The 20,293-nt window shown below is 37.7% G+C and carries 18 protein-coding genes; all 18 read left to right on the plus strand.

Going from position 1 to position 20,293, the window contains the following annotated elements; translation table 11 throughout:
• Positions 1-500: 500 nt before the first annotated feature.
• The 18 genes from ACX9NY_RS30470 to ACX9NY_RS30555 all read left to right on the plus strand — a co-directional run bounded on the left by ACX9NY_RS30470 (position 501) and on the right by ACX9NY_RS30555 (position 20,283).
• Positions 501-1,274: a hypothetical protein gene (locus ACX9NY_RS30470; RefSeq protein ID WP_472479940.1), complete on the plus strand. Its 774-nt coding sequence runs from the start codon at positions 501-503 to the stop codon at positions 1,272-1,274.
• Between the two features lie 1,124 nt (positions 1,275-2,398).
• Complete coding sequence (locus ACX9NY_RS30475) at positions 2,399-2,818, plus strand: hypothetical protein (RefSeq protein WP_472479942.1); 420 nt, start codon at positions 2,399-2,401, stop codon at positions 2,816-2,818.
• Positions 2,819-3,051: 233 nt separating this feature from the next.
• Positions 3,052-3,756 carry a hypothetical protein gene (locus ACX9NY_RS30480; RefSeq protein WP_472479944.1) on the plus strand — a complete coding sequence of 235 codons (705 nt, stop codon included), beginning with the start codon at positions 3,052-3,054 and terminating at the stop codon, positions 3,754-3,756.
• Positions 3,757-3,796: 40 nt separating this feature from the next.
• Positions 3,797-4,549, plus strand: coding sequence for a hypothetical protein (locus ACX9NY_RS30485; protein WP_472479946.1), 753 nt, complete (start codon positions 3,797-3,799; stop codon positions 4,547-4,549).
• A gap of 69 nt (positions 4,550-4,618) precedes the next feature.
• Positions 4,619-4,864 carry a hypothetical protein gene (locus tag ACX9NY_RS30490; protein ID WP_472479948.1) on the plus strand — a complete coding sequence of 82 codons (246 nt, stop codon included), beginning with the start codon at positions 4,619-4,621 and terminating at the stop codon, positions 4,862-4,864.
• A gap of 194 nt (positions 4,865-5,058) precedes the next feature.
• On the plus strand, positions 5,059-5,703 hold the full coding sequence (locus ACX9NY_RS30495) for a hypothetical protein (RefSeq protein ID WP_472479950.1): 645 nt from the start codon (positions 5,059-5,061) through the stop codon (positions 5,701-5,703).
• Positions 5,704-5,726: 23 nt separating this feature from the next.
• Positions 5,727-6,305: a hypothetical protein gene (locus ACX9NY_RS30500; RefSeq protein ID WP_472479952.1), complete on the plus strand. Its 579-nt coding sequence runs from the start codon at positions 5,727-5,729 to the stop codon at positions 6,303-6,305.
• 558 nt (positions 6,306-6,863) lie between these two features.
• Complete coding sequence (locus tag ACX9NY_RS30505; RefSeq protein ID WP_472479954.1) at positions 6,864-7,862, plus strand: DNA adenine methylase; 999 nt, start codon at positions 6,864-6,866, stop codon at positions 7,860-7,862.
• Positions 7,863-8,817: 955 nt separating this feature from the next.
• Positions 8,818-9,090: a hypothetical protein gene (locus ACX9NY_RS30510; RefSeq protein WP_472479956.1), complete on the plus strand. Its 273-nt coding sequence runs from the start codon at positions 8,818-8,820 to the stop codon at positions 9,088-9,090.
• An 80-nt stretch (positions 9,091-9,170) separates the two neighbouring features.
• Positions 9,171-9,578, plus strand: a complete 408-nt coding sequence (locus tag ACX9NY_RS30515) for a hypothetical protein (RefSeq protein ID WP_472479958.1) — start codon at positions 9,171-9,173, stop codon at positions 9,576-9,578.
• A gap of 324 nt (positions 9,579-9,902) precedes the next feature.
• On the plus strand, positions 9,903-10,304 hold the full coding sequence (locus tag ACX9NY_RS30520) for a hypothetical protein (protein WP_472479960.1): 402 nt from the start codon (positions 9,903-9,905) through the stop codon (positions 10,302-10,304).
• A 196-nt stretch (positions 10,305-10,500) separates the two neighbouring features.
• Complete coding sequence (locus tag ACX9NY_RS30525; protein ID WP_472479962.1) at positions 10,501-14,466, plus strand: DNA topoisomerase 3; 3,966 nt, start codon at positions 10,501-10,503, stop codon at positions 14,464-14,466.
• Positions 14,467-14,612: 146 nt separating this feature from the next.
• Positions 14,613-14,867 (plus strand): hypothetical protein, encoded by a 255-nt coding sequence (locus tag ACX9NY_RS30530; RefSeq protein WP_472479964.1) that lies wholly within the window; start codon positions 14,613-14,615, stop codon positions 14,865-14,867.
• A gap of 57 nt (positions 14,868-14,924) precedes the next feature.
• Positions 14,925-15,476, plus strand: coding sequence for a hypothetical protein (locus tag ACX9NY_RS30535; protein WP_472479966.1), 552 nt, complete (start codon positions 14,925-14,927; stop codon positions 15,474-15,476).
• A gap of 318 nt (positions 15,477-15,794) precedes the next feature.
• Entirely contained in the window at positions 15,795-16,160 is a 366-nt protein-coding gene (locus ACX9NY_RS30540; protein ID WP_472479968.1) for a hypothetical protein, read from the plus strand.
• 172 nt (positions 16,161-16,332) lie between these two features.
• Positions 16,333-17,706, plus strand: coding sequence for a helix-turn-helix domain-containing protein (locus ACX9NY_RS30545; protein ID WP_472479970.1), 1,374 nt, complete (start codon positions 16,333-16,335; stop codon positions 17,704-17,706).
• A 154-nt stretch (positions 17,707-17,860) separates the two neighbouring features.
• Positions 17,861-19,063, plus strand: a complete 1,203-nt coding sequence (locus tag ACX9NY_RS30550) for a 3D domain-containing protein (protein ID WP_472479972.1) — start codon at positions 17,861-17,863, stop codon at positions 19,061-19,063.
• Between the two features lie 299 nt (positions 19,064-19,362).
• Entirely contained in the window at positions 19,363-20,283 is a 921-nt protein-coding gene (locus tag ACX9NY_RS30555) for a ComEC/Rec2 family competence protein (RefSeq protein WP_472479974.1), read from the plus strand.
• Positions 20,284-20,293 lie beyond the last annotated feature (10 nt).

The following is a 20,293-nucleotide window of genomic DNA, read 5'->3' on the forward strand; positions in this document are numbered from 1 at the left end:
ATTAAGCTAACGGGCAGATAAGAAAGCTTATAGATCAGAGTGTACAAATAAGTATTAAGCTAACGGGAAACGATAGCTCAATAAAACCAACAAAGCAGCTGACCAAAGTGATCGGCTGCTCTGTTGAACTAACGGGTAGGTTAGTAGCAACCTCTCCTTTGAAAAACCACTAGCCCCTAAATGGGACTTTTCACTTTACTAAGTCTGTAGTTCAACTCCAGTTTCAATGCCCGACCGCAGCATGCATACCTGTGCAAGACCTCGATATCTGAACGTGGCATTTATAATTCAGTATTCCTTGCTGTGGGCTTCAAATATCTACGTCCATTACGTCATCCTTATGAGGTGTGCGGAGCAAGTTCTTTATACCCGTGAATATCGTAGATAGGATTTCCCAATAACTTGACAGTGGTATCCTGACTATGTAATCGTAAAAAAGGTCAGAACTAGTCGAAGTGGGCTGTGAACTTTACCATCAGAAGGGGCAGTGTGATCTAGATATGGAGTTTTCATTGGTAGGAGAAATAACTGTAGAGATCAATTCAGCACAAGTCAGGATTAAATATAAACAATGTATAAAAAATGCGATAGAGTTTTTTATAAAGGAAACAGGTCTGCCTATTGAAGAAATCAAGGTTCATATTGTCATGTCAAGGGATTATATTACTGACGTAAAAAAACGACAATCTAATCCAAATGAAGACGGAAACTCAAATGGTATATTTATCCCTATAAGTTCTCAAAATGACGAAACTAGAAAGATAGGCAAACCCATTATTGTTATAAACTTGACAAAGATGGAGGGTATTGGTGTTTCTTTAACTACAATTGAATCCGTTATCGTTCATGAACTTACTCACTATCTTGATTACTGTATTACATACCCCACTGAGATTGTCGGCAAATATGGAGAAGTAGGAGAAACTCCTATCTATGCATATTTCCAACAGCGTTCAGAATTTAGAGCGAAGTATTTTCAAGAAAAATATATGATTGTAGGATTGAATATTACAGAAGATTATATGTCAAAGAGTTACACCCCTATCGATGCCTCGACACATTCTAATTTGCATTACTCACTTAGTCATGCTAGAGCGCAATTAGAAGTCTGGAAATCTAATCCCTCTACAAACCAAGCAGCCAAGGAATATGTTGAAATGAAAGGGCTTGAAATTGAAAAGATTGAAAATACAAATCGAATTAAAAATGTAGCGCAACTTACAGATCTAAATGAATTTTTCGACTTTTGTGAGACAATTATTAAAATAGAATAGCCTTATTTGTTTAAGGATCAATTGTTTCTTAGTTGTGTGGGGAACAATAACTCTACAAAGAAAAACGGCAGCCGCAATTCAGTTTCCGTTATCATTAATGGTATCTGTAGTAAGAAACCATTACACTAACGGGAAACGATAGCTCAATAAACTCAAGTGAAGTCAATCGTATTAGTGGTTGGCTTCTTTGACTTTAAAGATTTCATTTAAAGCATAATTTAAACTGCCTCTAACTCAAATTGACATTTTGAATCCCGCAACCGATAATTTTAGTGATTTTCATTCATAAAGGTCCTAGAAACGGACACTTTTTGCACATTTTCAAAGCGAAATAGGAATGTGTGTTTGCAGATGGGTGAATTGGAAGCATAAGTTTGCCATGAGTTTTTGGAAGCATAAGCTTGCGAAATGGCAAACTTATGGGTTAAGTCACAGGGGAAATCATCTACATAAATTGTTAAAAGAACATCTATTAAGCACAGCATAGACCTCACTCGACTTAATAGATCTGATTTGAATAGCTCTACCTCTTCCACATATCCCTTTTTCTCCGTTTTTTTCTTTCATGTACCTCATTCTTTTGCTTGCCTGTTGGGTGGTTGGCCCTACCTTTTCAACGGGTTTTGATCTTCGGATTTGAACTCTGCTACATTGTATGGACCCTGGTTGCCGCCGAGAAGATCATCCCCCCGCCCCCACAAACAAAAACATGACTTGATCCGGATCAAGAAGAAGAATTTAGATCTGCAACTACGTACGTACAAAATTGGCCAAAGTAGAAAACCTCGTCACAAAGGGGAAGGATATGAACGAAGAACAAACCTAGCTGCAGAAGACATACATATTCAGCGGAGTGAGGTCTATGCTGGACTTAGTAGATGATGACCCACATGTCAACAGACCTAGGATAGCATAGCAGATCGCAAACCTATCGAGTAGTGAATGTAATGCTTACCTGTAGTGGGTTCAAAATGCATATGCTATAATCAGGTAAACAAACGTACATTCGTTCCCCTCTTCTACTCTTTCAACTTCATTTGTGTTCCATACTATCCTGGTACAATCGATTGGAGCTTACGATGGGTTGTACCAGGATAGCTTAATCATAATAGGGAGGCTAATCCGTGAGTAAAACAAAACCTAAAACTGAATTGGAGTTCACCGATGAATTGATTTTGCGTTTAGAAAAACGTTTTAACGATGTGAAAGATCAATTAAATCAGTGTGTTGCTACTGATGCTCGTTTTTCCGACTTAAATCTGGATCTAGAAAGAATAAAAGAGCAAGTCGATGATATGCAGGATGAACGTAAGAGAATTTTGTCCAGTGGCATAACCAAATATGTTTATGAGTATGGGAGTAGAGAGGATGTCCAACAAGCTTTTAAATATACTGATTTTTCGGAATATTATCTTCCAGAACATCTATTTGCACTTAAGACTAAATGGATATTAGAAAAAGAGAACACTCCTAGTAAAAAAATCAAAATGCTAAACATATTGCTGCAAGTTTACGAGGAATACACCTCTGCCTCCGAGGACTGAAGGTTTGATAAACGTCTCATGCTCCTTTTAACTTTTAAGTTTGACCTCGTCAGGACATGATTATTCTATGGTCTTCGACATGCTCTTTTATAGATTTTCAAGTTGGTAATCACGTCTGCATGGGATCATAGACAGGTAAAGATCATCTACGACATACATACCTTGTAACTATCGGATCAGACAGGTGTTAAAAATGTTTGACGACTATCTTATCAGGAGAGGAGAGGTGAATTATGGAATCATTCACTTATAAAACATGCGAAAAAGATCTGGAACAGAACTGCACTTTGCTATTGCCGGCGATCCCGGATCATGTGGATGTACAACTTGAGGAATATAAAGACTTTCTAAAGCTAGTGGCACTCTGGAAGACATCAGTGATATTTTATGACATTCAGCGTCTTGAAGAGTTTGAAATTGATGACCAGTTGATTAATGACAATGACCTAAACAGAAGACCTCTAGGATACGTTAAAGAGAAAGTCTCTAATAAGGTAAGGGAATTCAATGAATCGCAAAATCGTTTGCGGGTTCACATCGGGGAAGAACAAGAAATCACTCTCTTCTTAGCACATGAGGGTATGATGTACTGTTTTGAACATTCGAACGATGAAAGGTATCCTAAAGACAAAGAACAGTTTATTGAAGGTTTGTTGGAACAGTACGAAGATGAAATAGAAACTTTAAAAGAAAAAGAGTCAAGTGAACATCGCAAATTATTCCGTCAGAGAATAGAACACTTGCGCAATTTTCTTATAGAGGAAAAGGATTTCCATATGTGCACCAATGTTGGCGCACGAAAAGCGTTCGTCCGGAACTTAGACATAGATCCTATTTCCCCGATCGATCTTTCTGGAATCCCCTCTGGTATCTGGCTCAAGACGGTGGAGGAGGCCTGGGAACAGGTCAAGCTATTAAAAGTTCGCACGAAAACATAGTGTATTACAATCCACTATCATAATGATAGGAGGTTCACATATGGTAGCTAAAATTGGAACCCTGACTACTCAAGATGGCTTAGGGTTAAGTACTAAAGACATCATTTACTTGATCATCTTTCGTGAACTGCGTATAGAGCCACAAGTGATGAAATCTCTGAGTGAGACCGTTGTTAGAGAATCCGAGAATCTGAACTCAAGGATTTACATCTACCAGGTCATTCGCGAGATGGCTTCACACAACTGGGTGGTACAGGCTGAAAGAATCGGGAATCATAAAATTATGGCCATTACTGATCAAGGTATTAAAAAACAAGAAGAGTTGAGCAGCACCTACTATGTTTTGCTAAGTGAGCTCAAAGATACGACAGATTATTTTGTAAGTGAATTAAACGGCCATCCGTTAAAAGAAAGACCACCGATGAGTGATGCAGTACGTAAGCATTTTAACCGGTTGATTAATGTACGTCATCTCACTCGTTATTTATTTCTGACAATCCTGGAGAAAGAAAAGGCGTGTACCTGTGTCGAGATATATGAACTGATGCAGCTCCGGTATGGTTGGCAGTGTGGTGAAGGATACATTTATGAATTGGCTCATGAAATGGAGCACCCAGAAAGAGGATGGATTATCGGGAGATGGACTTCGAATCGGAAGCATACCTATGTATATCGACTCACGCAAGAAGGTTACACTTGGATTTCACACGAATGCAAGGATGCGTTAGAACCCATCCGTAGCTTGCAGACGTATACAGTTCAATTGTTAAAGCTTTTCCCAAGCACAGTCTAAACTTGAAAACATAGAACGAAAATCATATTATGATAGCAACAAATAATGATTATGGGAGCTCTGAATATTTTGAAACCAGATGAAAATATCATAGTTTTGGATCATCAGGCACATGGAAGGTATAATCCGTTCCATTTAAACAATGATTCTATACCAATGGAGTATGTAATTGACTCTACAGGTAACCTCATCCCTTTTGAGAAGGTTCGAGAACGGGTAGAAATAACAGAAGAACATTACCTTGCCATCTCAAATTTAATGAACCTCTTGGACAAAAAAACGATTCTATCGATACTGAATGAAAATAAAGCATGATTGGAGCTGGGATAATATCCTGGCTCTTTTTTTGTTTGAAAAAACATCTCCTGGAATTGGGCAACTGGGCTCGATTAAAGTAATATGATTTTAGCCTCACGTAAGAAGTATCCAGAGTTAAGCTGCGGCACTGTAACTAAGATTAATTCAATAAATTTAATAGACTGATTTATAAGAGGAGGGAATTACACACCTTGAAAGTTACAGAATACAAATGGGAGAGATACTCATCCAGAAGTTTAGAGAAGAACAAAGAAAAACTTAATACGTTATTTAAGATTCGAGATGCAATTCTTGATGCTGATCTAAAAGATACAGAAAAACTCGTGATTACTATAAACAAAACACGAGATTATCAAGAAATACTGGGGACTGCAGGTGGGCTTCATTATTGGTGGGTCATTGATCTGGTAATTGAACTAGATGAAAAAATATTTCTAATGTATAGAAATTGCAAGTTTCATCAACGTTCAGACCCCAATAAACTCTGGCAGGAAGAACTATCTCAATTAAGTAAGACTAATCATGTAGAACTGAATTCTACAACGCCTTTATCCCCATCACCATCTATGAAAAATGAAGCTCGTTGGATACTTGAGGACTTTAGATTTGCGATTCTAGGTGAGAAGGCAACAATTAGTTGTTCTATAGAGATCCCATCATCTTATCCTGAATTGTCTGAAGATGAGTACCAGGAACAAATAGAGTTACTAATTACTCAAGTAATCAGAGGTATGGGTTACGCTGCAGATAAACCAGTCTTCACATGGGGCACGAAAACACATGTAAAGGATGAATTCTTTTTCCTCTATAGCGGCGTAATTGAACATTATAAATAAAAACAAGATTGGAGCAACGAGGGATGCAACGTAAAGAGCTAATTTCATCCATTTTAATGGATTGTACGAAAGAGCGCAGCAATTATTCATCTAATGATATGGCCATTGTTCCTATGACAATCACCATAACAAAGGAAGATTTAATTTCGGGAAGTTTTCAAAAAAATCTAAATATTATTGAACGGGCTGAGAAGAAGAAAATTAAAGGTAAAGGGTCTATTATTTTATCATTTGAAGGTTTGGATAAGCGACACCTTTTTAAGTATCCTGCGGTATGTCGTTATCTTAAGAGATTATTCAGAAATAAACCTCACTTGCTCTATCTCTTGCATCCTCAGTGTAATTTACAGGTCATATTACTAGCGTTGGTGGAAATCGATGTTGGTTCTCGTGGTGATTTAATCGAAAACAACCGGAAAAGCATGGCCGAATTCACCTTCTATGGTATTGATTTAGCCGTGCATATTAAGCGCTATATCGTAAAGGCTGTTCGATACTCCAATCTCTTAAAGGAAAGTCCTGAAGCCCAACAAGACCTCATTGTTGCCATATTGGATTACATCGATTATGAGCAGCTACTGGAGGACTACCCCGCACTCTAAGGGTTGGATTTAAGGCCGTTGTTTTTATCATTGCTAGAGATTTCTGTTGCCGTTCTGGAGCAACTTCAGGGGACAGGGGACTTGGTAACCGGAAAGAAACTAGAGACTTTTGAAGATTCACTAAATTGGATGTTGAAGTTAATGGGAGGTACATTCCATCAGGCCTTATATAGAAAGGAGTGACAGTAGCAATTGTTGCCTAAATACCCGCATACAGTCGTCGGTCATGTGTTTTATCAAGATAGTCAGACAAATCTGTACTACGAGTTGTTTGAAAGACTTCCACGAAAAGAGATATCACTAGACACCTTTCAAAAACTGAAATCCGAATACAACCGCGAAGGAATTCCTGTCTACATCATGGATGATAAGCAGATTGAACTTTTATTTGATGTCTGGAAACAAAGTCCTTCAACAATTGATGTAGGGAGGCTTAACTTTTACTATGCGTTCGGTGCGATTACATCACAATTATATACAGAATATACGGAGTTGCACCTCAGACATAAATCCAGCTGAAATAATGCTCAATATTTATAGGAATTGAAAGGTGAGAACATGACTGATAATCATCTGGTTTGTTGTAACTTTTGTTGTGAGGAATATGATCTAGATCTCGAACCAGTGGACCAAATCGAGAATAAGGGGTTTTGGTGCGATCACTGCCAGGGCTTCACCTTCTTTAATCCAGAAGATGAAGCAGCAAATCGACAATTCACGATGTTCCTCGAAAGTAAAGACGAGACGAACGAAGTAGCTTTGCAAAAACCAAGCATTAAATTAAAAAAACGTTTATCACCTTTACGTTATCCAGGTGGGAAGAGTAAAGTAGCTCATTTTATACAAGCGCGTTTACGGCCAGAAAAGTCGAAAGTATTATCTAGTGGTTATGTTGGGGGAGGTAGCGCAGAGTTTGGTCTACTTGAGGCAGGTCTCGTGGAAAGACTCATCATTAACGATTATGATTTCGGAGTGTACTCCCTCTTCCAGCTTATAAAAACTGCACCCCATCTCTTAATAAATAAATTAAGGTCTGTGACACCAACACATGAGGATTTTATTCGAGCTAGGACAAAAATTAAAAGCTACTATAAGGACTGCGATATGTTTGAGGCTGCCTGGTGCCTCTTGGTGGTTAACCGATTAGCATATTCAGGAATCTATAAAGCGAATCCTTTGGGAGGTATTCGGGGAAACAAGGAAAACCTATTGTCCCGATGGAATCCCGATAACTTGTGCAAACGAATATCTTCTATTCATGCTTTGGCCGATAGGTATTCTGTAGAGAACATAGATGCACTGAAATTCATTGAAAACCACTTTTTTCAAGATGACAGCACCTGCCTGGTTGATCCACCTTATGTTACTGCAGGTGAGCAACTTTACCTGCATTACTATACAGAAGAGGATCATCATAATCTTCAATTTCTTCTTGAATCATTGTACTTAGAAACACCGTGTGCTGACATTATTGTTACATATGATGATCATCCATTAATTACACAAATATATGAGTACCCCGAATTTCATCGTATCAAGCGAAAATTTAGTGCATAAAGCTAATGAAAGCAATCCATAGAGAAAGAAGGACTTTAATGGAGAATACTAGCTCACATCAGAATAAGGATTTAATGTTGTTTTTTTTTTAGAAATCAGTAATAACCCTGGCTCTGTTAGCACAACTTCGATACATAGCTAACAGTTTTAGTAGGGAGCATGAGATCTCATTCCGTCAATTAATTTTAGAAATTGTAAAATTACTGACTCACCCTTGGATTTTTAACATGATGTCTAATGTCCTACTTATCGTCCTTCCCCTCTATCTTGCATATTTAATGTTAAAAAAGAGATCGAAAAAATCAGATTTGTTGTTTTACTCATTGTATGTACCATTGCTATTCGAATAACAAACTACTATTTCAATGTATTGGAACTATTTAATACAAATTGAGCTTCAATAGAAAATCTTCTACAGCGCTTGGCAAGACACTCACGAGTTTTACACAAAAAAATAATTCATAGTTAAGGTGGAGAATGACTAATGGAAAAAACCAATACGCATTCCATAGAAGATAGATCGTATAGACTTTTTAAGTCATATGTTGAAGCTCTGTTTATAATAGTGCTCTTACGCTATTTAAATAACAATACAAGCGGAAAATTACATGAGATCCAAAGCTCTGTTATAGATTTTTTTCTGATTGTGGTAAAGCTACTGACACATCCATGGGTGTATAACTTTATATGTTTCAGTCTATTGCTGTCCCTTCCAATTTTTCTCGCCATTCTAATCTCAAAGAAAAGAAAGCAACTGATCAAAAAGGTTACTCTTCTCCTTGTTTTGACTGTCGTAATTCGTCTGATAGATGAATATTTCTCAATGGCAATCACATATCATTTTTAATCACATTAACTATCGCTATCCTTATTATAAAAAAACGAATTGAGAGTGATTTATGGCGTATCAATTGCCTGAAAATTAAGGTTATCGTGGAAGGGGGAGGAATCCAATATGTTGGAAAAATTACATGAAGGTATCGGTAGTTTCTTTAAGACATTCTCGTTAATAGGCGGTCTTGTTTTTGTTATGAGTTTCTTTTTATTAGTTGGTTGTATGGGATGGCTCATGTTTATAATTTTTTTAACATTCACTAGGGGAGATACTGCCTCATATAAAAATATTTTAATTCTACTTCAATCCTGGAGAGTATTGCTGCCTATAATATCAGTTCCAGTTTTGCTGTATTTAATGGATAGATCCAGTCAAGCATCAGGTGGCCAATGATAGGCAAAATATAAAATGATGCTGTCGATATACTACAACGTATTCTAATAGCTTTGTCATTGAAAAGGGGCTTAATAATTATGAGTACTGAACATTTATTTCCTGCAATAGTTACGGAATTTGGACAAAAGGTAATGAATCTTACTAAACACCTTTCTATAACTGAGGACTTCTGGACACAAGAAGAGAAACACCTACTATCGGTTGTTCAACTCTATGTTTCAAGTGAAAATGATTTGACAAACTTTAACCAAATTGTTAGTGCATCTTATGAATTGCTGCATAGTTCTGGAGGGTGGCTCTCGTTACGTTCTAAGCTAATATCAGTCAGTAATTCTAATCTTCGAGATCTCTTTATCAAAGATGCACTTTTTCAAAGTGATCCGGATTGGCAACGAGAAGAAGCATTACGTAATGACATGATAATAACTGTCTGTCTAAAGAGATTGATATTTCTTGTAGAAATCTATAGAACTTGCTCGGAATGATAGTTTCTTCAAAAAAGACTAACAACCGGACCATGGAAATAATACACTGAGGCGAAGGTTTTCAATATCTTGATTAGGAGTGGCATTAAGCAGATGCTGCTGGGGTGTGTCAACGATCTGTAGACCAATGGATTTATAACAACTCAACTCCTAAATTTGATATGGCGTGTAAGGCAGCAAACTATCTAGACAGGGACCTTTAAGGAGTTATTTGTAGGGATCAGAATCATTAAATAGAGATCACAGGCAGGAAAATAGATATGGTGAATAGGGAGCACTTCAATGTTCATCTGATTAAAAATAATAAAGAGTGAGGCTTATACTATGAATGAATTGGGACTGTTTACAATCGAAAAACGTGTACAGCCGATTTTCCCTGATCCGTATATTTTTACAGTGAAATTCTCAAAAGGATTTGAGGGTTTTTATGAAAGGTTATACTATAAATATAAGTATAAGAGCTTGGAAGTTTGTAAAATTAAAAATAAAAAATGGTTTAAGGAAGCTACCTTCACATGGCAAGCATCTCTGGAATCAATCCCTTTGAAGAATATCGTCTACTCACAAAGTAATGACTTTTCGCGTTCCATGCAGTTTAAATTCACAAGTGAAGTAGACATGATTGATGCTCTATATACTTTAGAGAATTATCTAGATGGAGTCGTTACCGAAGAATTTATTAGATATCAGATTGCTATGAATGCAAAAGATGAAATGCATCCTTAATTGAGATATGTTACATACGCATTCGTGGTTTACCAGCCTCTCCAATTCGGACATATCAAATGATTCTTAGGAATCTGTTATCACTGAATTAAAACTGGTATAATGTAAACAAAGAATAATGAAAACAAAGAGAAGCACTCTTTTCCTAATTTGGGGAAAGTGTGCTTTTTTATTGCCTGATTTATGGGAGGTTATCATGAAAGTTGTTCTAGCCGAAAAAAAAATACAAGCTGAAGAGTTAGCGAAACCCTTTCCGCATAAAATGGCCCAAGGATATATAGAGATATCACCCTGTTCGACATTTCCTCAAGGTGGGGTAATGGTCTGGGCTTCAGGACACTTAGTCTCTCTTTTAGAGCCTGAAGAATATGATGAAAAATTCAAGAAATGGGACCTACAAGATTTGCCGATCATCCCAACTGAATTCAAATATCATGTTGATCGAACCAAGTCTAAGTTGTTTGCTGTAATTAAACGCTTTGTGAAGGACCCAAAAACTTCCGAAATCATTATCGCTACTGATCCAGGGCGTGAGGGTGAACTCATTGCCGGTCTTATCCTACAACAAGCGGGGAATAAAAAGCCGACCAAACGATTATGGACATCTTCATTAACCAAAAAATCAGTAGAAGATGCTTTCAATAACCTGCTGCCTGGGAAAGTGAAGGAAAATTTATTCTATGAAGCATATAGCAGACAGTGTGCCGATTGGTTGATCGGCATGAATACATCTCGCTTGTATAGTATTTTACTTCGAGGAAAAGCTGAAGGCAGTTTCTCAACAGGCAGAGTACAAAGTGCATTACTTTCACTGTTAGTGGAACGAGATGTGGCTATCAGTAAATTTGTTCCTAAACCATTCTGGCAAGTATATGCTACTCTTTTGATTGATGGTAAAGAATACAAAGGAAAATGGTTTAAGGATGATCTTACGGATTTACCCGCACGGCAGATCTCTGAGGAGCTGGCACAAGCCTGTAAAAACAAGCCAGCAGAAGTAAGAGATGTGAAGTTCAATAGAACGGAGTATAAGCCTCCTTTGTTGCACAACTTGTCTTCAGTTCAAACTGCAGCAAATAAACTGTACCGGTATTCTCCTGCAGAGACAACAAAAGTATTACAAGGCCTTTATGAAAGAAAGATTACTAGTTACGCTCGAACTGATTCACAGTACATCACTGAAGGGGAAGCAAGGCAGTTTCCAAGCATTTTAAGTAAACTCCAAGAATTAAAAGAGTATGCTCCTTTGTTGCCGGCTCCACAACCAGATCTAATAGGAAATACACGTTATGTGAATCCGAATAAGGTAACCGATCACTATGCACTTATACCAACGGAAAACGTCCCTAATCTTACCGATTTAAATGAACAGGAACGCAACTTATACGATATGATTGTTCGTTCCGTCATCGCGGCACATTATCCCAATGCAATCATTGATTACACAACGATTGTCACGTATGTCGATTCTAAGTTTTCGTTTTTATCTAAAGGCAAGGTCACAGTAGCCTCGGGTTGGAAAAACGTCATTTCTCCTCTGCCAACATCTTCTGAAGATGGTTTGACGGATGATGATGAGACAACTTTACCTCAGCTGGCTATGGGGGAAAAAGGTACCGTAATACACACTGAGGTGAAGGAAGGGAAAACGCAGCCCCCTAAACGCTACACCGAAGGTGATCTGATTTCTCTTATGAAAAACGCTGGCAAGCATATTGATGACAAAGATTACGAAAATATCATGCAGTCCACCGGTGGATTAGGGACAGAGGCTACTCGCGCTGGTATGATTGATCGACTTAAATCCCAGAAATACATTGAAGTTAAAAAGAATAAGGTGTTCACAACGGAGAAAGGCAAATTGCTGGTTGAAGCCATTGGACCCTCATTATTGACCAGTGCAGAAATGACAGCTCAATGGGAAACCAAATTAAGAGACATTAGTAATGGACAATATCCTTACAAGGCTTTCGTTAAAGAGGTACAGGAGCAGACTAAAGAATTGGTCCGATCTGGATACAGCGCAACGATGGAGTACCTGGGTAAAGGTAAAAGCACCCAAATAACAGATAAACAACATCAAAGCACTCCTATAACTGATCCACCTCCTGCCAGAGTCCAACCTGTAATCGAGTCTAAACCAACCGTTGTGCAACAAGCCAGTAGTCCGGAGCAGCCACGCTCAGTCCAATCTAAGCCGTCTGAGCCCAACCCAGGTCCTGTGGTTGACCAAATGACTCTAAAGGCGATGTGGGTGGTTGTTCAAGCTAAACAAGGTTCTGTATCATTGATTCAAAGAAAATTAGGGGTCGGTTATACTGAAGCTGCCAAACTCATCGATGCCCTGGAAGCACTCGGTGTGGTTTCAAAATTTTTAGGGTCAATGCCGAGAGAAGTCTACATGAATACATCGCAATTTCAGGAAAAGTATCCTCATTTATTCATGAGAAAAGTAGAAGCTCCTGTAGCACCCGTTGTCCGTGAACCGGAGAGGGCTCCGATCGTTTCGGACGAGAAACCTCAGCCTAGCGTTGCTGCCGAAAAGCCGGCTGACCAACCTGCAAGATCAGTTAATCCAGAAGTAACGCATCAAATTAATACTTCTGCACCCCAAGCAAAAGTAGATTTTCCGGAACAACCCAAAAAAGTGCAACAGAACTATCCACCTGCAGGTAATGGGGGGAGCGTTCAACGACACCAGCAGAAACCTTCACAACAGCCTTCTCTCAACATGAATGACTTAGGTCTTTGCCCTAAATGTGCTTCGGGACATATCACGGATAAGGGGAAATTCTATGGCTGTAGTGCCTATCACCAAACCGCTTGTGACTACACTATAGGGAAAATAATTATGGGGGTAGACATCACTAGAGAGGATATACAAACACTACTCCTGAAAGGTGAAACTAGTCTGAAGCGCGGGTTTACTTCAAAGAAGAGTAACACTCCTTTTGATGCCTATATGACATTGGGTAATGAGGGTAAACTTGATTTTAAAAGACCTGAACCTAGAAAGTTACTGCTGCCAGGGGCACTTTTAAAAAAACAATCCTTAGATCAGCTTTCACAAGATAGCAGCAAAGAGATCGAGTGGATCGAGACAGCGACAGAAATGATGAAGATGCCGGCAAGGGTAGAACATGTTGCTTACGGTCCAAAAGTCGTTAGATTTGAAATGCTACCGGTCTCTATGAATATCAACATATCAAAGTATCGTCGCTATAAAGACAATTTTAAGGCTGTTCTTGAGGCAGAAACAATTACAATTTATTCGCCAATCCCAGGGTCCAAGTATATTGGCATAGAGATTCCAAATAAACAGCCCTATACCGTTAACCTGAGAAGTATGCTGGAAAATCCATCCTTTATAAACGATCAAGGTGATTTGACCTTCGCAATTGGTGTAGATATGACCGGATCTCCTCAATATGCTGATCTAGCGAAAATGCCACATTTACTTATTGCTGGTGTAACAGGAGCTGGTAAATCGGTTTATATTGACTCATTTATTCTAAGTTTAATTTTTAGAAAATCTCCAGCGGAAATGAAGTTCATGATGATCGATCCAAAGATGGTGGAGTTATCCAAGTACGAAAATTTACCACATCTATACTGTCCGATTATTACTGACCCAAAACTAGCACTGAGAGCACTGCAGAGACTCACCAGGGAAATGGACAGAAGATACGCTATGTTCGTTGAAATGGGCGGAGTGCGTAATATAAAAATGTATAATGAAAAGCTTTTACGACAAGATCCAAAAGCTGAAAAATTGCCCTACATTATACTCATTATTGATGAATTGGCGGATCTCATGATGTTAGCACCTAGAGATGTAGAAGACGAAATTCAACGACTTTCTCAACTTGCTAGAGGAGCAGGAATTCATTTAGTAGTAGCAACGCAACGACCTACCAAAGCGTTCATCTCACCCAACATCAAGAGTAATATGCCGGTTCGTATTGCATTCGCTGTATCTGCAACTAATGATTCTATGGTCATTCTAGATGAACCAGGAGCAGAAGATCTACTTGGCCAAGGTGATATGTACTTCAAACCTAAGGACCGGCCAAGACAACGTTTAGTATCTGCGTATGTATCAGATGAAGAAATTGAAAATGTAATGAGATACATTACTCAAAAGAACCCATATCATTTATGACAATACTATTTTATTCAAAAGACAACTTTGTTTGTTACCTGCAAAGTTGTCTTTTTTATATACAAGGGGTTAAATAGAATTAACGTTCCCTCTTAAAATATGCACTTTAATGTTTTAAGGAGAGATATAAGAGAAGAGGAAATATTATGGAAAACGATAATCTTGATTTTTCATTAATTGAAGCATTTAATGGATTATATGAGAAAGGGTTTAGGTTTATAGCGGACCTCGATCAAGTAAAAATGATTCAAACAGGTACCCCAAAACCTTACAACCAATTAATAACTCCTTTGAACAGAATCGACCTGTTCATCGATGATGAAATGGTTACTCCAGAAGAAAAAGAGAAAGCATTGAATTGCATCTTTTTTCTAAAAAGTGTTAAACGAAAGAATGTATAAAAACATATCTCATATTCAAGTTAGATTTTATATTGATTTTACAAGGGAGATGACAACATGCAGTTACTAGGAAAAGGCGCGTTTCAATTTAATAAAATTAAATATCATTATCTTCTAGAAACCGACGGAATTCAATTGAACTTAAGGTGTGAAGACCTGGTAGAGAAGACATTGAAAAATCTTACTGAGGATTCTGAATTAAAGGAATCGCTATATAATCAGATTGCAAAAAAGTTTGGGCGTTCAACTGCGAGAAATGCTATATTTAATCCGCAATTTATTTCTACTGAAACCCGTAGAGAAATGAGTATACCATTCCCTCCAAATGAGGAGGAGAGACTGTCTATTCTTGCATCGGAGCTCATTCGAGAGGGTTTGATACAAATGGAGCAAGAAGACACTCAACTTGTGAGCTACATGGCGCTCAAAGACGTAAAATTAGTGGGGGTTACTTGCAATAATATTCAATACTATTGTTCTAACAAAGAAGGGATCAAGGCTTTAAGGATACAATTGAAACTAAAAGCTAAAGATTTGCAGCATGCGTTAAACGACATCGAACGTACGGACGCGATTTTATTTAATGAATTGGATGCACTAAGTAATTAAAGAACATCCAACAAAACTATACCATCCTCTGGTTGTCGGTGCCCTTACATACAGATCAATATTTAATATGTATGCTCGAATTTAGACAACCAGGTGTTTTTATTTGTACAATTACATTACAAGTTCTAATAGTAAACTTACTTTCTGAGCCAATGCACATCCGGAGGATTGTGAGACTAAAGTAACATTCAAATAGTCCAGTACTCTGATTCAATGAGAAGTGATAAATGTAAAATCTTCGCTGGTGAAAACTATAGGATTAATATAATGGCAATCCTGATTATGATTCTTTAATAAGTAGATAAAGGAGAGAGCTACATGACGAAACCAATTAAAGGTGCTAAACAAATAGATACCTCAAAATTTCCAAGTGTTCAAGCAAGAATAAATGAGTTGGGAATTGAGGATCGTCTCCCACAAATCATTTGGACCCGGTTCTCAAAGCCAGGTGCTGCACAGTTGCTTGCTGAGCTAAGTCTCATGTGTAATGCTAGTATTAGCAATAACTTTGAATTAAGAAATAAAACAAAGAAGGCTTTTCAATTCTTCAAATCACATGTAGGTAAGTCTGTGCATCCATTCGCAATTACTCAAGCACAAAACGATCTTAATATCACTAAAGAACGGCTAGAAGAGTTAGTGAATTTACAAATGAGATCACTTTCAACAAGTGATTTGGGATAACAACACCGATGCCTGAAGAGAAAATGTTAGTTATAGAAAAGGTTCTATATAACTAATATTCCCATTTTATATTGATACATATTTTCTCTTCTTCTTAAAATACATAATTTAGTTTATAATACTTCCAATAGGGCATTATACCTATTGGATTATTAACAAAAGGGGAACCATAGTGGAAAAATACTCATTCAATCTACGTGAATATGATCCAATTAAGATAGGCTTAAATATTCGTACAATTAGACAAAAAAAACGCATTTCAATCTCAAAATTAGCTGTGGATACGAACATTTCTTCTGGTAAAATTTCTTACCTTGAGAACGGTAAGATTTCAAAAGAGCACTTTTCGGAAATTAGAACAATAGCTAAAGCACTAGAAGCTGACATTACAGATATTCTCAGTGAAGATACATTATTAACACCACCTATAGAAAAGTTTACTTCATTGATTGATCTAACTTTACAATTTGTTAAAAGTGGTCTCTTAGACAAAGCCGAAAAAATGAAATTAAAAATACGTAATTCTGTTACTTCAAAAGAACTAGAATGGCTTCTACCTGCTTTTTTATTTATCGACTCCCAGATCTCTAAATCCAGGGGTGATAAACAGAAGGCTATAGACAATTATAAAGAAATTTCAGCACTTTCAGGAAATCATTCAATACTCAGTCATTACAAGGTACGATCATTAAATGCTCTTTCTTGTGAATTGTATCGTTCTAAGGAAATAAGTGAAGCCCTTAAATACTCAAGAGAGGCTTTGCGCTATAGCGATGAAAACCGCATATCTGACGAAGTGAAATCGAATACATTGTATAATCTAAGTTTATTGTATAGCTTTATAGGATACACAGATGTTGCCATGATGCATGCTAAAGATGCAGCGTTGCTTTCAGATGCAGATACTGTCTTTCAAACAGAAATTAAATTTGCTCTCGGCATTTATTCATTTATTAAAGAAGATATTCAGCAAGCAAAAGATTATATTACAGAAGCATTAACCTATTATCAAAAGACCAGTGATTCCACAACGATTTCAAATATGTACAAATGTTTTTATACCTTATATTTAATAGATCCGGAGAATCACAAACTAATTGAAGAGTTTTTTGATGGCGATTTTCTGTCTGCAATGAATACACAATCAATATTTCACATTGAACTGCTACATAATTGGATAGAGTTGATGTTAAAAGAGAATCGATCTGAGGATGTTCTAGAGCACGTAAAATATTGTATAGAGATTGCCGATGAAATGCCTGACTCCATTAACAAAAATACGTTCTGGCTTGCTTCACTATATTACAAAGCAATAGGAAACATCACGGAACAAACAAAGATGCTGCATCGCACGTCTCAGTATGTTGATCAGTCTGATCATCTACAATTAGGCAAAATTATGTACGCTCTTGCTGAGATTGAAGAGGGATCATCGAATAGTCTTTTCAAACAGGCTGCGCAGACACTGCATGCAGCTCTTAATAACCTAGATCACAATCAGATTTTTGGCCATCTTCAAAATTTACTGCCAGAGCCAAGATACTAAGCGTATTGTACTTGTTGAATATTTGACCTTACGTGCTAAAAATATAATAATAGTCCTAACATTATAAGACATGAAAGAGGAAGCACCTCAATGCGCCGGTAGGCTTGCATTGAGGTGCTTTTTTTTATTTTCAGAAGGAGGGTACCAGGTTTTGATGTTTAAAAGATTAGATTTGTCTCTCGCCTCTCTTAGGTTTCTACTGAAACGGAAGTGGTTTGTTTGCATGCTCGTCTGTGCGGCCATATGCCTGGTTGTCATGGGTATGTATCTTATAGAAAGCCGGCGTCCCATAACCACATCGATTGTACTGCATGTCGATGGAAAATCTCTTGAGGTCGATACACAGAGTACGACTGTAGAAGATATGCTTCAAGATGAGATGATACCGTTAGCCAAGCGTGATTATATTTCTGTCCCCCTGCAGACGGTGATTGAGGATGGGTTAAACATCGAGATACGCTATGCTAAGACTTTTACAATTACTGGTAAAGGTCAAACAACACACTATTCATCCACTGCAAAAAGCGTAGAAATGGCTTTAGAGGACGTTGGTATAGCGCTATCGGATGATGATGAAACATCACCTTCGCGAAAATCAACTCTGATAGCAAACGATGATATTATGATCCTGAATTATGTTAAGAATATGGAGGAAACCGTTGAGGATCAGCCACTAAAAACCATTACAATCTATGACGATACCTTACTAAAAGGTCAGAGTCGTATAGCTCAGAAGGGTACTCCCCCAACGATACAGAAACAAGTTCAGAAAACGTATTTGAATGGATATGCACTGAACGAAGATTCAGACGAGTCCATCGTAAAGACTGAAGGGATTCCCCAGATTGTAGTTGTAGGAACGAAAGAGCCAGAACCCGTCTACGTTGAACCAGATATCGAAGTACTGGCTATTCAGGACAATTTACTTATCACTCAGGAAGAGGGAGGAGCGAGTGCCTTAGTGGAGGAAATCCAGGCAACCGAGAATCAATCTATGTTACCTTATGACGGTGAAAGCCAAGAAACATTAACTGGATTCGAACTAACGGCTTATACAGCCCATTACGCCTCCACAGGTAAGCATGAGGGAGATCCGGATTACGGGGTTACAGCATCTGGAACAAAAGTGATGGAAGGTAGGACGATTGCTGTTGATCCAAGCGTGATCCCCATGGGCTGGTGGGTGTATATTGATGGTCTGGGTTACAGGAAGGCCGAAGATACAGGAGGAGCTATTAAAGGGAAGAAAATAGATGTGTATTTTGAAAGTGAAGACTATGCGAAATTCTTCGGCAGAAAAAAAGGATATACGGTCACCATAATCGGTCCTAATAAACCCGACGACATATCATCATAAGTACAAAATGAGTACTTCTCAACATAGGAATATAATGTTAAGATAAGTTTATTCTACCTTATCTTAAACGATTAAATCTTCTGCATGCGCGAGAGGATCACACTTTATAAATACACTTTAAATTGGTGGCAACCCGTCTAATGATTACTAGACATTTGTCATTCAGGTTAAAGTGTATTTTTTTGTGCCTCTACGCTGCATTCATCCAGAGAAGTAAAACTGAAATCATGTACAGGAGGTGCTCAAGTTCGTTACTTAAAAGTAGAATTGACAGCAAAATTATAACCTGGAGGTAACCCATGAAACTATTCAAGATTTTACTTACATCAATCATTCTATCCGTTCTGCTTACATCGTGTTCAATAAACCAAGAGAACTTTATTAAATCTGCCCAAGCAGTGGCAGACGGGATTGAGACGATTAATATTTCTTCTTCAGATCAGAAGCTTCAATTTAAAAAAGGCCAATTAAATGTTCTTTTCATTGATATTGGACAGGGAACATCAGTTCTCATTGAGAAAAATGGTAATTATTTACTTTACGATACGGGTGATAATGATAAAGAAGAATTGATGGTTCGGACTCTAAAAGATCATAATATTAAGAAAATTGATGTTGTAATTGGTAGTCATCCTCATGCAGATCACATCGGAGGACTTGATGCTGTAATTGATAACTTTGATGTGAAGAAGCTCTACATGCCAAAAGTGACCACAAATACTAAAACGTTTGAGTCTGTGTTACTGTCTGCGAAGAAAAAAGGTCTGAAGATAACTAGCGCAAAAGCAGGAACCACAATAGACTTTGGAAAAGACATTTCTGTTGATGTATTAGCCCCTATTAAATCGAAATATGATGATTTGAACGACTACAGTGTTGTTGTAAAATTAACCTATAAGAATCAGTCCGTTCTTTTGACTGGTGATGCTTCGTATGAAAGCGAGATGGACATGGTTAAGTCTGGTGAAGATCTTAGAGCTTCGCTCATTCTTCAACCACATCATGGGTCAAGCAGCAGCAGCTCACAGAAGTTTATTTCTGCTGTAAACCCTGAATACACCGTCATTCAAGTGGGGGCTAATAATAAGTATGGCCATCCTACGGACAAAGTATTGAAGCGTCTAGAAAAACAGAAGGTTAAAGTGTTTCGTAACGACTTACAAGGCTCCATTTTGGCCACAACCAATGGAGACAAATGGGAGTTTAAAACAGAACGATAGGGGTTGTTTA

This window comes from Paenibacillus sp. CB74 (genome assembly GCF_055687625.1).

What these genes read in the sequence shown, in the direction of transcription:
- ACX9NY_RS30535 (WP_472479966.1), top strand. Translation starts at nt 14,925, where the DNA reads ATGCAGTTACTAGGAAAAGGCGCGTTTCAATTTAATAAAATTAAATAT.
- ACX9NY_RS30540 (WP_472479968.1), top strand. Translation starts at nt 15,795, where the DNA reads ATGACGAAACCAATTAAAGGTGCTAAACAAATAGATACCTCAAAATTT.
- ACX9NY_RS30470 (WP_472479940.1), top strand. Translation starts at nt 501, where the DNA reads ATGGAGTTTTCATTGGTAGGAGAAATAACTGTAGAGATCAATTCAGCA.
- ACX9NY_RS30550 (WP_472479972.1), top strand. Translation starts at nt 17,861, where the DNA reads ATGTTTAAAAGATTAGATTTGTCTCTCGCCTCTCTTAGGTTTCTACTG.
- ACX9NY_RS30505 (WP_472479954.1), top strand. Translation starts at nt 6,864, where the DNA reads ATGACTGATAATCATCTGGTTTGTTGTAACTTTTGTTGTGAGGAATAT.
- ACX9NY_RS30510 (WP_472479956.1), top strand. Translation starts at nt 8,818, where the DNA reads ATGTTGGAAAAATTACATGAAGGTATCGGTAGTTTCTTTAAGACATTC.
- ACX9NY_RS30530 (WP_472479964.1), top strand. Translation starts at nt 14,613, where the DNA reads ATGGAAAACGATAATCTTGATTTTTCATTAATTGAAGCATTTAATGGA.
- ACX9NY_RS30520 (WP_472479960.1), top strand. Translation starts at nt 9,903, where the DNA reads ATGAATGAATTGGGACTGTTTACAATCGAAAAACGTGTACAGCCGATT.
- ACX9NY_RS30485 (WP_472479946.1), top strand. Translation starts at nt 3,797, where the DNA reads ATGGTAGCTAAAATTGGAACCCTGACTACTCAAGATGGCTTAGGGTTA.
- ACX9NY_RS30500 (WP_472479952.1), top strand. Translation starts at nt 5,727, where the DNA reads ATGCAACGTAAAGAGCTAATTTCATCCATTTTAATGGATTGTACGAAA.
- ACX9NY_RS30480 (WP_472479944.1), top strand. Translation starts at nt 3,052, where the DNA reads ATGGAATCATTCACTTATAAAACATGCGAAAAAGATCTGGAACAGAAC.
- ACX9NY_RS30525 (WP_472479962.1), top strand. Translation starts at nt 10,501, where the DNA reads ATGAAAGTTGTTCTAGCCGAAAAAAAAATACAAGCTGAAGAGTTAGCG.
- ACX9NY_RS30515 (WP_472479958.1), top strand. Translation starts at nt 9,171, where the DNA reads ATGAGTACTGAACATTTATTTCCTGCAATAGTTACGGAATTTGGACAA.
- ACX9NY_RS30555 (WP_472479974.1), top strand. Translation starts at nt 19,363, where the DNA reads ATGAAACTATTCAAGATTTTACTTACATCAATCATTCTATCCGTTCTG.